This window comes from Pseudomonas sp. S30, from assembly GCF_016518545.1.
Taxonomy (GTDB): Bacteria; Pseudomonadota; Gammaproteobacteria; order Pseudomonadales; family Pseudomonadaceae; genus Aquipseudomonas.
Window position 1 is genome coordinate 45,010 of the sequence record NZ_JACVTO010000008.1, and the last position, 14,875, is coordinate 59,884.

A 14,875-nucleotide genomic window follows, 5' to 3' on the forward strand; every position below is an offset into this window, starting at 1 on the left:
GGGTTTTCCGGTAGCATGGGCGCCTGAGTTCGAACCGCCTGGAAACCCCAATGTCCGATCGCCTGACCCTCCTGCGTCCCGACGACTGGCACATCCATCTGCGCGATGGTGCTGTGCTGCGAAATACCGTCGGCGACGTGGCGCGTACTTTCGCCCGCGCCATCATCATGCCCAACCTGGTTCCACCGGTACGCAACGCTGACCAAGCCCAGGCCTATCGTCAGCGGATCCTTGCCGCACGGCCGGACGGCAGCCGCTTCGAACCGCTGATGGTGCTGTACCTCACCGATCGCACCAGCCCCGAGGACATCCGCGCGGCCAAGGCCAGTGGCATCGTGTTCGCCGCCAAGCTGTACCCGGCCGGCGCCACTACCAACTCCGATTCGGGCGTGACCAGCATCGACAACATCTTCCCGGCGATCGAGGCCCTGGCCGAGACCGGCCTGCCGCTGCTGGTGCATGGCGAAGTGACCCGTGCCGAAATCGACGTGTTCGATCGAGAGAAACGCTTCATCGACGAACACATGCGGCGTCTGGTCGAACGCTTCCCGACTCTGAAAGTGGTGTTCGAACACATCACCACCGCCGACGCCGCGCAGTTCGTCAGCCAGGCGTCGGCCAACGTCGGGGCGACCATCACCGCCCAGCACCTGCTGTACAACCGCAACCACATGCTGGTGGGCGGTATCCGCCCGCACTTCTACTGCCTGCCGATCCTCAAGCGCAACACCCACCAGGTCGCCCTGCTGGACGCCGCCACCAGCGGCAACCCCAAGTTCTTCCTCGGCACCGACTCGGCGCCGCACGCCCAGCACGCCAAGGAAGCGGCCTGTGGCTGCGCGGGCTGCTACACCGCCTACGCCGCGATCGAGCTGTACGCCGAGGCGTTCGAGCAACGTGGCGCTCTGGACAAGCTCGAAGGCTTCGCCAGCCTGCATGGGCCGGCGTTCTACGGGCTGCCGGCCAACACCGACCGCATCACGCTGGTGCGCGAAGACTGGACCGCGCCGGCGAGCCTGCCGTTCGGTGACACCCAGGTCGTTCCCCTGCGTGCGGGTGAAACCTTGCGCTGGCGCCTGCTGGAGGAGAACGCATGAGCGAAGATCTCTATGAAGACGAGCAGGACGTACAAGCCGGTGGAGGCTCACGCCACCCGATGGCCGAACGGTTCCGTGGTTATCTGCCAGTGGTGGTGGACGTCGAGACCGGTGGTTTCAACAGCGCCACCGATGCCCTGCTGGAAATCGCTGCGGTCACCATCGGCATGGACGACAAGGGTTTCCTGTTCCCCGAGCACACCTACTTCTTCCGGGTAGAGCCATTCGAGGGCGCCAATATCGAGGCGGCGGCGCTGGAGTTCACCGGCATCAAGCTGGATCATCCACTGCGCATGGCGGTGAGCGAGGAAAGCGCGCTGACCGACATCTTCCGTGGCGTGCGCAAAGCCTTGAAAGCCAACGGCTGCAAGCGAGCGATCCTGGTGGGACACAACAGCAGCTTCGACCTGGGCTTCCTCAACGCGGCCGTGGCTCGCAACGACCTCAAGCGCAATCCGTTCCATCCGTTCTCCAGCTTCGACACGGCGACACTGGCCGGGCTGGCGTACGGGCAGACGGTGCTGGCCCGTGCCTGCCAGAGCGCCGACATCGATTTCGATGGGCGCGAAGCGCACTCGGCGCGCTACGACACGGAGAAAACCGCCGAGCTGTTCTGCGGTATCGTCAACCGCTGGAAAGACATGGGCGGCTGGCGAGAGTGAGGCAGGAGCCCGCTCGAAGGCATGAGCGGGTCCTGTGGCGGCGAATCGCCTTGCAGGTGCCGGCAAACGCCGGCCCCTGGATCAGGCCCGTATCGGCCTGGGCATCAGCGGCGCCTCAACGAGGACCGCTGAACAGCCCATCGCAGGTAAAACCGCTCCCGCACGATGGGCTGTACTTGCTAACGCCCAGCCTTACAGCTTGCCAGCGTTCTCGCTCAGGTAAGCCGCTACGCCTTCAGGCGAAGCGTTCATGCCTTTGTCGCCCTTCTTCCAGTTGGCCGGGCACACTTCGCCGTGCTCCTCGTGGAATTGCAGCGCATCGACCAGACGCAGCAGCTCGTCCATGTTACGGCCCAGCGGCAGGTCGTTGATGATCTGCGAACGAACCACGCCGTTCTTGTCGATCAGGAAGGCGCCACGGAACGCGACACCGCCTTCGGATTCGACGTCATAGGCCTTGCAGATCTCGTGGGTGATGTCGGCTGCCAGGGTGTATTTGACCTGACCGATACCGCCATTGTTGACCGGGGTATTACGCCAGGCGTTGTGGGTGAAGTGCGAGTCGATCGACACGCCGATCACTTCCACGCCACGCGACTCGAAATCCGGAATGCGGTTGTCCAGGGCGATCAGCTCGGACGGGCAGACGAAGGTGAAATCCAGTGGGTAGAAGAACACCAGGCCGTACTTGCCCTTGATTGCCGAGGCCAGGTTGAAGGTGTCGACGATCTCGCCACTGCCCAGCACGGCTGGAACGGTGAAATCCGGGGCTTGTTTACCAACGAGCACGCTCATTCGTTATCTCCTGATGATGGTGGAAAACCGTTGCCCGGGCCAGTGAATGCACCCGGCGTCCTGCAAAGATCGACCATCATACACGGGATGACATGACAGGCCGACTCCGACCGCCGGTCGTGCGAAGATGAATCATTCTTCAAGTACTTTGACAAGCATTCTCATTACCATTAGTCTCCAACGCAACGACTCACCCAGCGATGGTCAGACTTTATGTACGTATGTCTCTGCGTCGGCGTCACCGATGGACAGATCCGCGATGCGATCTATGAAGGATGCTGCAGCTACAAGGAAGTCCGTAGCGCCACCCAGGTCGCCAGCCAATGTGGCAAATGCGCCTGCCTGGCCAAGGAGGTCGTCCGTGAGACCCTCACCGAGTTGCAGCTCAGCCGACAGGCTGCCCTGCCCTACCCCGCGGAATTTACCGCCGCTTGAACCCCCAGTTTCTGAAGAACCGGACCTCGTGTCCGGTTTTTTTATGCCTAGAATTCAATAAGTTAGCAGCTCAACGCGGTTCACAAACATTCTTATTCCTATTAATTTTCACTTATTATTCAATAACTTAGGTTTGACAGGGACGTTGGCCAGGCTCAGACTTCGCCTATTGGCTCACTTCTACAGGGCAGGAACCCGGTTATGAAAGGCGACGTTAGCGTCATCCAGCATCTCAACAAGATCCTCGGAAACGAGCTGGTCGCGATCAACCAGTATTTCCTGCACGCGCGCATGTATGAAGATTGGGGCCTGAACAAACTCGGCAAGCACGAGTACAAGGAATCCATCGATGAGATGAAACACGCTGACAAACTGATCAAGCGTATTCTCTTCCTGGAAGGCATTCCCAATGTTCAGGACCTGGGCAAGCTGCTGATCGGCGAGCACACCCGCGAAATGCTCGAATGCGACCTGCGCATCGAGCGCAAGGGCCTGATCGACCTCAAGGCTGCGATCGCGCATTGCGAAACGGCCGGTGATTTCGGCTCGCGTGAAATGCTCGAAGACATCCTCGAGTCCGAGGAGGAGCATATCGACTGGCTGGAAACCCAGCTGGGGCTGATCGACAAGATCGGTATCGAGAACTACCTGCAGTCGCAGATGGGCGAAGAGTAAATAAGCGTCCGGCGCTCTGCGTCGCTGCTACACGCCCGATTCAGGGCTTTGAAAACCGATGCTTGCCCGGGCATCGGTTTTTTCATGCCTGGCGTCCATGACCCTCGACGAAGAGCAGCGCATGAACGCTGAACCTCGGCCCTGGCGACAGGCACGACTCGATTGCGCCATCGATGCGTCGATCATCGGACGGTGGGGAAAGAGTCGGGTGCATCAAGCAGGCGGCGAGCGCCGCTGGACGACCTGGAAGGTCGACATGGCCAGGGCCGGCTACAGCCCTGGCGCGAAGGGATCAGGCTTCGGCAGCCTTGGCCTTGGCGGCCGCATCCTTGATCAGGGTTTGCAATTCGCCCTTCTCGAACATTTCCAGCACGATGTCGCTGCCACCGACCAGCTCACCACCGACCCACAATTGCGGGAAGGTCGGCCAGTTGGCGTACTTGGGCAGGTTGGCGCGGATTTCAGGGTTCTGCAGGATGTCGACGTAGGCGAACTTCTCGCCACAGCCCATCACGGCTTGCGAAGCACGGGCCGAGAAGCCGCACTGCGGGGCATTCGGCGAGCCTTTCATGTAGAGCAGGATGGTGTTGTTGGCAATCTGCTCTTTGATTGTTTCGATGATATCCATGGAGCACCTCGGCTGAACTTTCCGACGCATTCGTCGGCACGGTCGAGCATTGTATCGGAAACCCGAGTGCCTTGCTCGGCAATGGGCGAGCCTTGGGCGGACGACTCATCGTCGATGGCGCCCAGCCATCACTGGAGCGGCTCAAGCCGCCTCCACCTCCACGGGAACGCCATTGAGCGCGGCATTGCCCGACAGCGCGTCGCGCAGGCACTCGTCGGTCAGGTCGTTGGCGCTCACGCCCGGCTGCGCCTGGGCGATGTGCAACTGCACACCCGGCCGGGCATGGCCCCAGCCGTGGGGCAGGCTGACCACCCCGGGCATCACCTCCTCACTGGCCTGGACCTGCACTTCCAGGCTGCCGGTGCGCGAGCGCACGCGTACCCACTGGCCGTCCTCGAGCTGGCGGCGCTGCAAGTCCAGCGGGTGCATGAGCAACTGATGACGGGGCTTGCCCTTTATCAGCCGGTGATAGTTGTGCATCCAGGAGTTGTTGCTGCGCACATGGCGTCGACCGATCAGCAACAGCTGGTCGAGCGCCAGCGGCGCTTGCGCGGCCAGGCGCTGCAGGTCGTCCAGCAGCACCTGGGGCGCGGCCTGTATCCTTTTCGAAGGGGTGCGCAGACGGCTGGCGAGATTGGGCTGCAGCGCCCCCAGGTCCAGGCCGTGGGGATACGCATCCAGCGCCTGCAGCGAGAGCCCCCAGGGTGAGGCTTCGCCACGCGGCCCCTGGCGCAGGGCCAGGTCGATCAACTGCGCCGGCGGCAGGGTCGGCTTGAGCACTCGCCCTGCCCGCTCGGCGAAGGCACGCGCCAGGCCGACGAAGATCTCCCAGTCATGCAACGCCCCTTCCGGCTTGGCCAGGATCGCTCGATTGAAGCGCGTGACGTTGCGTACCGCCAGCAGGTTGAAGGTGCTGTCGTAGTGATCGTTCTCCAGCGGCGAGGTGGAGGGCAGGATCAGGTCGGCATGGCGCGTGGTCTCGTTGATGTAGAGGTCGATGCTGAGCATGAACTCCAACCCGGACAGCGCGCCGTCCAGTCGCCGGCCATTGGGGGTGGACAACACCGGATTGCCGGCCACTGTGACCAGGGCTTTGACCTGCCCTTCGCCTGGAGTCAGCATCTCCTCGGCGAGCGCCGCCACCGGCAGCTCTCCACCATACTCGGGCAGCCCCGACACGCGGCTGCGCCACTGGTCGAAATGCCCGCCCGAGGTGCTCGCCACCAGGTCCACCGCAGGCTCGGTGCATAACGCGCCGCCTGGTCGATCGAGGTTGCCGGTGACCAGGTTGATCAACTGCACCAACCAGTGACAGAGGGTGCCGAAGGTCTGGGTGGACACGCCCATGCGGCCATAGCACACCGCCCGCTGCGCCGTGGCGAAGTCGCGCGCCAGTCGGCGAATCTGCTCGGCCTCGATGCCGCACAAGGGGCTCATGGCCTGTGCGGTGAACGGCGCGATCGCCTCGCGCACCTGCTCGAGCCCATCCACCTCCAGGTGCGAGCCGCGCTCCAGGGCTTCGCCGAACAATGTGTTGAGCAGCCCGCACAGCAACGCTGCGTCGCCACCGGGGCGGATGAACAGGTGCTGGTCGGCCATCGCCGCCGTCTCGCTGCGCCGGGGATCGATCACCACCAGTCGGCCCCCTCGCGCGCGCAGGGCCTTGAGGCGCTTCTCCACATCCGGCACGGTCATGATGCTGCCGTTCGATGCCAGTGGATTGCCGCCCAGGATGAGCATGAAGTCGGTGTGATCGATGTCCGGAATCGGCAGCAGCAGACCGTGGCCGTACATCAGGTGACTGGTCAGGTGCTGGGGCAACTGATCGACCGAGGTGGCGGAGAACCGGTTGCGGGTCTTGAGCAGGCCGAGAAAATAGTTGCTGTGGGTCATCAGCCCGTAGTTGTGCACGCTGGGGTTGCCCTGATACACCGCCACGGCGTTCTGGCCATGGGCCTGCTGAATGCTCCACAGACGCTCGGCCGCCAGGGCGAATGCCTCGTCCCAGCCGATCGGCTGCCAGTGCTCGCCGACCCGACGATGGGGCTGGCGCAGACGGTCCGGATCTTCCTGGATGTCCTGAAGCGCCACGGCCTTGGGGCAGATATGACCACGGCTGAAAGGATCGTCGCGATCGCCTTTGATGCTGCTGATGGAGGCCCGTCCATCAGGCTCGTGGGTGATCTCGATGGCAAGGCCGCAAATGGCTTCGCACAGGTGACAGGCACGGTGGTGCAGGGTCTTGGTCATGGCCGCCTCTGCGTTATTGTCAGGTTCGGACTATGCCCATGGCCACGCGACGATGCCATGGGGCTTCGCGTCGTGAATCGGACGTCATCAGGCACACGATTCGCGACACAGCGTTTGCAAGCACTGGCTGCCCCGTGTACAACCTTGTAGAAAATAAAGAACGGCTCTTCACGGGGGCCGCGACACGCCTTGAAACAGCCAGGCTGTTTCCCCTCTTGGTTTCAGGCGACATTTAATTATAGTATTGCGCCTTTCCCTATTCCGTCCGCCCCGTGCGGCTTTCGCCGCAGGTCACTCCCGTTGTCAAAAAAAAGCTACGGTCGACCTGCACACCGTTGCAGATAAGGTAGTCAATCATGAGCACCAGGCACTTTCTCTCCCTGCTGGATTTCACTGCTGAAGAATTGCTCGGCGTGATCGGTCGAGGCATCGAGCTGAAGGACCTGCGCAAGCGCGGCGTGCTGCACGAGCCATTGAAGAACCGCGTTCTGGGAATGATCTTCGAGAAGTCCTCGACCCGTACCCGGGTGTCCTTCGAGGCTGGCATGATCCAGCTCGGCGGCCAGGCCATCTTCCTGTCGCCGCGCGACACCCAGCTGGGTCGTGGCGAGCCGGTCAGCGATAGCGCCATCGTGCTGTCGAGCATGGTCGATGCGGTGATGATCCGCACCCATGCCCACAGCACCCTGACCCAGTTCGCGGCCCACTCCAAGGTGCCGTTGATCAATGGCCTGTCCGACGAATCCCACCCCTGCCAGCTGCTCGCCGACATGCAGACCTTCGTCGAGCATCGCGGCTCGATCCAGGGCAAGACCGTGGCCTGGATCGGAGACGGCTTCAACATGTGCAATTCGTACATCGAGGCGGCCCGCCAGTTCGACTTCCAGCTGCGCATCGCCTGCCCCGAGGGCTATGAGCCCGATGCGCGCTTCCTGGCCATGGGTGGCGATCACGTGCAGGTCGTGCGCGATCCGCAGGCGGCGGTGCGGGGGGCGCACCTGGTCACCACCGATGTCTGGACTTCCATGGGCCAGGAAGAGGAAACTGCCAGGCGCCTGGCGCATTTCGCGCCCTACCAGGTCACCCGTGCACTGCTCGACCTGGCGGCACCCGATGCCCTGTTCATGCACTGCCTGCCCGCTCACCGCGGCGAGGAGATCAGCCACGACCTGCTGGACGACCCGCGCTCGGTCGCCTGGGACCAGGCCGAGAACCGGCTGCATGCACAGAAGGCGCTCCTTGAATTCCTCGTCGAACCGGCTTATCAGAATCCATGAGTTCCCCCCTGCTGCTCAACCTGCGCAACCTCGCCTGCGGCTACGGCGAGCAGCGCATCGTCCAGAACCTCAACCTGCACCTCAATGCCGGCGACATCGGTTGCCTGCTGGGATCGTCCGGGTGCGGCAAGACCACCACCCTGCGCGCGATCGCCGGCTTCGAGCCGGTGCATGAGGGGGAAATCCAGCTCGCGGGCGAAGTCATTTCCCGCGCCGGTTTCACCCTGGCACCGGAAAAACGCCGGATCGGCATGGTGTTCCAGGACTACGCGCTGTTCCCTCACCTGACCGTGGCGCAGAACATCGCCTTCGGCATCGCCAGGCACCCGCGCCAGTCGCAGGTTGTCGAGCAGATGCTCGAACTGGTCAAGCTCGACACCCTGGGCGGGCGTTACCCCCATGAACTGTCCGGCGGCCAGCAGCAAAGGGTGGCCCTGGCCCGGGCGCTAGCGCCCGAGCCGCAGCTGCTACTGCTCGATGAGCCGTTCTCCAACCTCGATGTGGAACTGCGCCGACGCCTGAGCCATGAAGTTCGCGACATCCTCAAGAGCCGGGGCACCAGCGCGATTCTGGTCACCCATGACCAGGAAGAAGCGTTCGCGGTCAGTGATCAGGTCGGGGTCTTCCAGGCCGGCCGCCTGGAGCAGTGGGACACCCCCTACAACCTCTACCACGAGCCACAGACCCCGTTCGTGGCCAGCTTCATCGGCCAGGGTTACTTCATCCGTGGGCACATGAGCAGCCCCGAGACGGTAGTCACCGAGCTGGGCGAGCTGCGCGGCAACCGTGCCTACGCCATGGCGGCAGGCAGCGCGGTGGACGTGCTGCTGCGTCCCGATGACATCGTGCACGCGCCGAACAGTGCGCTGCGCGCCCGCATACACGGCAAGAGCTTCCTGGGCGCTTCGACGCTCTACCGTCTGCAGTTGCCGACCGGCAGTCAGCTCGAGGCGATCTTCCCCAGCCATGTCGATCACCAGGTCGGCGCGGAGGTCGGCATTGCCGTGGCCGCCGAGCATCTGGTGCTGTTCGCCGCTCCTGGTACTGCGCCCGCGTCCCTGAGCGGCACGGAGAACGGCGTTCGCCGACACAGCGCCGCCCGCTGACCGGCCACCGGCCGGGGCTGATGGATCAGCCCCGGCCGATGCTCGCAAAACGCCCTTGGGTATGCTCGGCCAGTACCTGGGCCGCCAACTCCACCTCGAGGCCACGGCGTCCGGCGCTGACATGGATGCTGTCGAACTGCAGCGCCGACTCATCGATGAAGGTGCGCAGGCGCTTCTTCTGACCCAACGGGCTGATCCCTCCCACCAGATACCCCGTCGCACGCTGGGCGGCAGCCGGATCGGCCATCTCGCACTTCTTCACCGCCGCCGCCTGGGCCAACGCCTTCAGATCGAGCGTGCCGGCGACCGGCACCACCGCCACCAGCAACTCGCCCTTTTCGCTGCAAGCCAGCAGCGTCTTGAACACCCGCTGCGGCTCGAGCCCGAGCTTTTCAGCCGCCTCCAAGCCGTAGGACGCCGACTTGGGGTCGTGTTCGTAACTGAGTACCCGATGGGCGGCACGGGTTTTCTTCAGCAGGTCGAGGGCGGGGGTCATGGCAGCTCCAGGGATGGTCGGCTCGGCCGCTACTCTAGGGCAAATGCGGCTCACCAGCCACCGCCCGACCCGGGATGCACCATGCGTGTGCAAACGGTTCAGCAGCCAGGGGTCGAAATGTGGCCGATCGTTCACTTTCGACCTTTGACATCAGCGTTTCTTGTCTATATTTTTTCGTTTTTGAAGAAAACACGCACATAAAAAGTGCAGATTCGCACAACGTCGGTCGTTCATGGGGATGGACAACCGGTGTTTACCTCCGAGCGCTCCGCGTCTCACAACAACAAGAACCGAGGTTCATCATGACGACAGCTCTACGACAACCCACGCTGGTTGGCCAGTGCACGGCCGAATTCCTGGGCACCGCCCTGCTCATCTTCTTCGGTACCGGCTGCGTCGCCGCGCTCAAGGTCGCCGGCGCCAGTTTCGGGTTATGGGAGATCAGCATCATCTGGGGTGTGGGGGTGAGCATGGCCATCTACCTGAGTGCCGGGGTCTCCGGCGCCCACCTGAACCCAGCCGTGAGCATCGCCCTGGCTGTGTTCGCCGGCTTCGAGAAACGCAAGCTGCCGTTCTACATCCTCGCCCAGGTGGGCGGCGCCTTCTGTGGCGCTGCACTGGTCTACACCCTCTACAGCACGCTGTTCTTCGATTTCGAACAGGCCCACGGCATGCTGCGTGGCAGCGTCGAGAGCCTGGAGCTGGCATCGGTGTTTTCCACCTACCCACACCCTTCGCTGTCCATCGCCCAGGCTTCGCTGGTCGAAGTGATCATCACCGCCATTCTCATGGCCGTGATCATGGCGCTCACCGATGACAACAATGGCTTGCCACGTGGCGCCACCGCGCCGCTGCTGATCGGCCTGTTGATCGCGGTGATCGGCAGCGCCATGGGGCCGTTGACCGGCTTTGCCATGAACCCGGCACGGGATTTCGGCCCCAAGCTGATGACGTTCTTAGCCGGCTGGGGCGACATTGCCTTCACCGGCGGTCGCGACATTCCCTACTTCCTGGTCCCGCTGCTGGCGCCGATTCTCGGTGCCTGCCTGGGGGCCGCAGGCTATCGGTCGCTGATTGCCCGCAGCCTGCCGACGGTCGACGCTCAAGAGGCGCAGACACACGCGGTCAACCAGGGCGATACTCAGGCTTCCTGAGTTCGGCACTGTGCCACCTGGCCCCACCCAGCCCTGACCCTACCCATTTCGTGCAAGGCAACGACCATGACAGATACCCAGGATAAGCATTACATCATCGCCCTGGACCAGGGCACCACCAGCTCGCGGGCGATCATCTTCGATCGGGACGCCAATGTGGTGGGCACTTCCCAGCGCGAGTTCGTCCAGCACTATCCGCAGGCCGGCTGGGTCGAACACGACCCGATGGAAATTTTCGCCACCCAGAGCGCAACCATGGTCGAGGCCCTGGCGCAGGCGGGTCTGAGCCATGCCCAGGTCGCCGCGATCGGCATCACCAACCAGCGTGAGACCACGGTGGTGTGGGACAAGGAAACCGGCCGCCCGGTGTACAACGCCATCGTCTGGCAGTGCCGGCGCAGTACCGAGATCTGCGCCCAGCTCAAGCGCGACGGTCATGAGCAATACATTCGCGAGGCGACGGGCCTGGTGACCGACCCGTACTTCTCGGGGACCAAGCTCAAGTGGATCCTGGATAACGTCGAGGGCGCCCGCGAGCGTGCGCAGCGCGGTGAACTGCTGTTCGGCACCGTGGACAGTTGGCTGATCTGGAAATTCTCCGGCGGCAAGGTGCACGTCACCGACTACACCAACGCTTCGCGCACCCTGATGTTCAACATCCACACCTTGCAGTGGGACGAAAAGCTGCTGGAAATCCTCGGCATCCCCCGGCAGATGCTGCCCGAGGTGCGTTCTTCCTCGGAAATCTACGGCCACACCAAGAGCGGGATCGCCATCGCCGGTATCGCCGGTGACCAGCAGTCGGCGCTGTTCGGCCAGATGTGCGTGGAGGCCGGTCAGGCCAAGAACACCTACGGCACCGGTTGCTTCCTGCTGATGAACACCGGTGACAAGGCGGTCACCTCCTCCCATGGCCTGCTCACCACCATCGCCTGCGGTCCACGCGGCGAAGTGGCCTATGCGCTGGAAGGCGCGGTGTTCAATGGCGGCTCCACCGTGCAGTGGCTGCGCGACGAGCTGAAGATCGTCAACGACGCCCTGGACACCGAGTACTTCGCCAGCAAGGTCAAGGACAGCAACGGCGTCTACCTGGTCCCGGCCTTCACCGGACTGGGCGCGCCGTACTGGGATCCCTACGCCCGCGGCGCCCTGTTCGGGCTGACGCGCGGCGTGAAGGTGGACCACATCATTCGTGCCGCCCTGGAGTCGATCGCCTTCCAGACCCGCGATGTGCTCGACGCCATGCAGCACGACTGCGGTCAGCGCCTCACCGAGCTGCGGGTGGACGGCGGGGCGGTCGCCAACAACTTCCTGATGCAGTTCCAGGCCGATATCCTCGGCACCTGCGTCGAGCGCCCGAAAATGCGCGAAACCACGGCGCTGGGCGCGGCCTATCTGGCGGGCCTGGCCTGTGGCTTCTGGACCAGCCTGGACGAGCTGCGCGACAAGGCGATCATCGAGCGCGAATTCAGCCCGCAGCTCGACGACGCTCACAAGGAGAAGCTCTACACCGGCTGGAAGAAGGCGGTCGAGCGTACCCGCGACTGGGAAGACCACCAGGACTGACAGACGTCTCGTTGCACCGGCGCCTGCCAGGGCGCCCGGTTGCGCCAAAGGTGAGCGCCGGCTCCCGAGAGGATGCCACGGCATTCACTTCGCGAGCCTGCACTCCGACACTGTCGGACCTGCCTAAGAAAAATGTAGGAATCTACCTACCAGAACGGTCCAATCCTGTGCTGGCCGACATCCACGTCCTACGGCATCATTGCAGCATTTGTCCGGCAGCCCCAAAGGACCGCCCATGAATCTGCCCCCCCGCCAACAACAAATACTCGAACTGGTGCGCGAACGCGGTTACGTCAGTATCGAGGAGATGGCCCAGCTGTTCGTCGTCACCCCCCAGACCATACGTCGCGACATCAATCAGCTCGCCGAAGCGAACCTGCTGCGCCGTTACCACGGTGGCGCGGCCTATGATTCGAGCATCGAGAACACCGCCTACGCCATGCGCGCCGACCAGATGCGCGACGAAAAGCAGCGCATCGCTGAGGCTGTCGCGCGGCAGATTCCCGACCATGCGTCGCTGTTCATCAACATCGGCACCACGACCGAATCGATCGCCCGCGCCCTGCTCAACCATGCCCACCTGAAGATCATCACCAACAACTTGCACGTGGCGTCGATCCTGGCCGCCAAGGACGACTTCGAAGTGCTGGTGGCGGGCGGCACAGTGCGTCGTGACGGTGGGGTGGTGGGCCAGGCGAGCGTCGACTTCATCAGTCAGTTCAAGGTCGACTTCGCCGTGGTCGGCATCAGCGGCATCGACGAGGATGGCAGCCTGCTGGACTTCGACTACCAGGAGGTTCGGGTGTCCCAGGCGATCATCGCCAACGCCCGCCAGGTGATACTCGCGGCCGACTCCAGCAAATTCGGGCGCAATGCCATGGTGCGGCTGGGCTCGATCAACCTGATCGATTGCCTGGTGACCGATCGGACACCCTCTGCAAGCCTTTCGCATTTGCTCAACCAGAACAAGATCCGCCTGGAAGTGGTCTGAGTCAGCCGACACGGCCGGCCGCCAGCTGCGGTGAATCCGGTTGCCAGTCAATGTTCACAAATGTTCATTTCATACGTCAGCGATCGATATTTTCAATGGAAGATCGCTGGCGATGACCATTTCGTTGCGCTACTATTTTCGCAAACGAACATTGATGTTCACATTCGCTGTGAATACATTCAGGAGACCTTGCCCGTGTCCCAGTCACAGAATCAGTCATCCCTTGCCGATTGCTACGACCTTGCCGTGATCGGCGGCGGTATCAATGGCGTCGGTATCGCAGCGGATGCGGCTGGGCGTGGCCTCAAGGTGTTCCTCTGCGAAAAGGACGATCTGGCGCAGCACACCTCTTCAGCCAGCAGCAAGCTGATCCATGGCGGCCTTCGCTACCTGGAACACTATGAATTCCGCCTGGTGCGCGAAGCCCTGGCCGAACGCGAAGTGCTGCTGGCCAAGGCCCCGCACATCGTCAAGCCCATGCGCTTCGTGCTGCCGCATCGACCGCACCTGCGCCCTGCCTGGATGATCCGCGCGGGTCTGTTCCTCTATGATCACCTGGGCAAGCGCAAGCGCCTCGGGGCCTCGCGCAGCCTGCGATTCGGCCCCGGCTATCCGCTCAAGCCCGCAATCAGCCGCGGCTTCGAATATGCCGACTGCTGGGTCGACGATGCGCGTCTGGTCGTGCTCAACGCCATGGCGGCCCGTGAGCAGGGTGCGCGAATCCAGACCCGCACCCGGTGTCTGCGCGCCGAGCGTGTCGAGGGCGTATGGGAAGTCGTGCTGCAGCACGCCGATGGCCGCATCGAGAGTATCAGGGCGCGCGCGCTGGTCAATGCGGCCGGCCCTTGGGTGGCCCGTTTCATCAAGGAAGACCTCAAGCTCGATGCTCCCTACGGCATCCGCTTGATCCAGGGCAGCCACCTGATCGTGCCACGCCTGTACGAAGGCGAGCAGGCCTACATCCTGCAGAACGAAGACCAGCGCATCGTGTTCTGCATCCCTTATCTGGATCGCTTCACCCTGATCGGCACGACCGACCGTGAGTACACGGGCGACCCGGCAAAGGTCGCGATCACCGATGCTGAAACCGATTACCTGCTCAACGTGGTCAATGCCCACTTCAATCATCAGCTGAGCCGGGCCGACATCAAGCACACCTACTCCGGCGTGCGCCCCCTGTGCAACGATGAGTCCGATAATCCCTCCGCAGTGACCCGTGACTATACGCTGGCAGTGTCGGCCAGCCAGGGACAGGCGCCGCTGCTGTCGGTGTTCGGCGGCAAGCTCACCACCTATCGCAAGCTGGCCGAGTCGGCGATGGCCGAACTCAAGCCGTTCTTCGCGCAGATGCGCGGACAATGGACGGCGGATGCACCGCTGCCGGGAGGCGAAGACATGACCAGCGTTCAGGCGCTGGCCAGCCAGTTGCTTGCCGAACATCCCTGGTTGGCCAGCGACATCGCGCTTCGCTGGGCACGCACCTATGGCTCGCGCACCTGGAAGATTCTCGCGGGCGTGCGCGGCCCCGACGATCTCGGCCAGGCCCTGGGCGCAGGGCTGTTCGCCAGGGAGGTGGATTACCTCTGCCGCGAAGAGTGGGCGGTGAGCGTCGACGATATCCTGTGGCGCCGGACCAAGATCGGGCTGTTCCTCACGGCTCAGGAGGTCGAGGCGGTACAGGCCTACCTCCAGCATGCCGCGCTTGCCCGCGCGAGCGCCGGGCAAGCGGCCTGATCCCTCCGC

At 63.3% G+C, this 14,875-nt stretch carries 14 protein-coding genes; 10 read left to right on the forward strand and 4 right to left on the reverse strand.

Annotated elements, in window-relative coordinates; genetic code table 11:
* Nucleotides 1-50: 50 nt before the first annotated feature.
* Both pyrC and rnt read left to right on the forward strand, forming a co-directional pair.
* On the forward strand, nt 51-1,097 hold the full coding sequence (gene pyrC, locus IAE34_RS11045; protein ID WP_200138989.1) for a dihydroorotase: 1,047 nt from the start codon (nt 51-53) through the stop codon (nt 1,095-1,097).
* Nucleotides 1,094-1,759: a ribonuclease T gene (gene rnt, locus IAE34_RS11050; RefSeq protein ID WP_200138990.1), complete on the forward strand. Its 666-nt coding sequence runs from the start codon at nt 1,094-1,096 to the stop codon at nt 1,757-1,759. Before pyrC ends, rnt begins: the two co-directional genes overlap by 4 nt.
* A 192-nt stretch (nt 1,760-1,951) precedes the next feature.
* Here the strand turns inward: rnt and IAE34_RS11055 are convergent, their stop codons facing one another.
* On the reverse strand, nt 1,952-2,554 hold the full coding sequence (locus IAE34_RS11055) for a peroxiredoxin (protein ID WP_200138991.1): 603 nt from the start codon (nt 2,552-2,554) through the stop codon (nt 1,952-1,954).
* A 213-nt stretch (nt 2,555-2,767) separates the two neighbouring features.
* Between IAE34_RS11055 and IAE34_RS11060 the strand changes: the two genes are divergently transcribed.
* Entirely contained in the window at nt 2,768-2,989 is a 222-nt protein-coding gene (locus IAE34_RS11060) for a bacterioferritin-associated ferredoxin (protein ID WP_200138992.1), read from the forward strand.
* A gap of 201 nt (nt 2,990-3,190) precedes the next feature.
* Nucleotides 3,191-3,664: a bacterioferritin gene (bfr, locus tag IAE34_RS11065; protein WP_200138993.1), complete on the forward strand. Its 474-nt coding sequence runs from the start codon at nt 3,191-3,193 to the stop codon at nt 3,662-3,664.
* Between the two features lie 292 nt (nt 3,665-3,956).
* Here bfr and grxD read toward each other — a convergent pair whose 3' ends face one another.
* On the reverse strand, nt 3,957-4,292 hold the full coding sequence (grxD, locus tag IAE34_RS11070) for a Grx4 family monothiol glutaredoxin (protein ID WP_023535214.1): 336 nt from the start codon (nt 4,290-4,292) through the stop codon (nt 3,957-3,959).
* Between the two features lie 141 nt (nt 4,293-4,433).
* A complete protein-coding gene (locus tag IAE34_RS11075; protein WP_200138994.1) occupies nt 4,434-6,542 on the reverse strand; it encodes a molybdopterin oxidoreductase family protein in 2,109 nt (702 codons plus the stop codon).
* 356 nt (nt 6,543-6,898) lie between these two features.
* On the opposite strand from IAE34_RS11075, the gene argF reads away from it, so the two are divergent.
* Together argF and IAE34_RS11085 are read left to right on the forward strand one after the other, a co-directional pair.
* Nucleotides 6,899-7,819 (forward strand): ornithine carbamoyltransferase, encoded by a 921-nt coding sequence (gene argF / locus IAE34_RS11080; RefSeq protein ID WP_200138995.1) that lies wholly within the window; start codon nt 6,899-6,901, stop codon nt 7,817-7,819.
* Nucleotides 7,816-8,925, forward strand: a complete 1,110-nt coding sequence (locus IAE34_RS11085) for an ABC transporter ATP-binding protein (protein WP_200138996.1) — start codon at nt 7,816-7,818, stop codon at nt 8,923-8,925. The genes argF and IAE34_RS11085 overlap by 4 nt, the downstream gene beginning before the upstream one ends.
* Before the next feature lie 25 nt (nt 8,926-8,950).
* On the opposite strand, the gene ybaK is transcribed toward IAE34_RS11085, so the two are convergent.
* On the reverse strand, nt 8,951-9,421 hold the full coding sequence (ybaK, locus tag IAE34_RS11090; protein WP_200138997.1) for a Cys-tRNA(Pro) deacylase: 471 nt from the start codon (nt 9,419-9,421) through the stop codon (nt 8,951-8,953).
* 302 nt (nt 9,422-9,723) lie between these two features.
* Between ybaK and IAE34_RS11095 the strand changes: the two genes are divergently transcribed.
* The 4 genes from IAE34_RS11095 (at nt 9,724) to glpD (ending at nt 14,866) form a co-directional block, all read left to right on the forward strand.
* The gene (locus tag IAE34_RS11095; RefSeq protein WP_200138998.1) at nt 9,724-10,575 is read left to right on the forward strand and encodes an MIP/aquaporin family protein; all 852 of its coding nucleotides are present in this window, start codon (nt 9,724-9,726) and stop codon (nt 10,573-10,575) included.
* Nucleotides 10,576-10,641: 66 nt separating this feature from the next.
* On the forward strand, nt 10,642-12,141 hold the full coding sequence (gene glpK, locus IAE34_RS11100) for a glycerol kinase GlpK (RefSeq protein WP_200138999.1): 1,500 nt from the start codon (nt 10,642-10,644) through the stop codon (nt 12,139-12,141).
* A gap of 235 nt (nt 12,142-12,376) precedes the next feature.
* A complete protein-coding gene (gene glpR, locus IAE34_RS11105; protein WP_200139000.1) occupies nt 12,377-13,132 on the forward strand; it encodes a DNA-binding transcriptional repressor GlpR in 756 nt (251 codons plus the stop codon).
* Nucleotides 13,133-13,327: 195 nt separating this feature from the next.
* Nucleotides 13,328-14,866, forward strand: coding sequence for a glycerol-3-phosphate dehydrogenase (gene glpD / locus IAE34_RS11110; protein WP_325100987.1), 1,539 nt, complete (start codon nt 13,328-13,330; stop codon nt 14,864-14,866).
* Nucleotides 14,867-14,875: the final 9 nt, after the last annotated feature.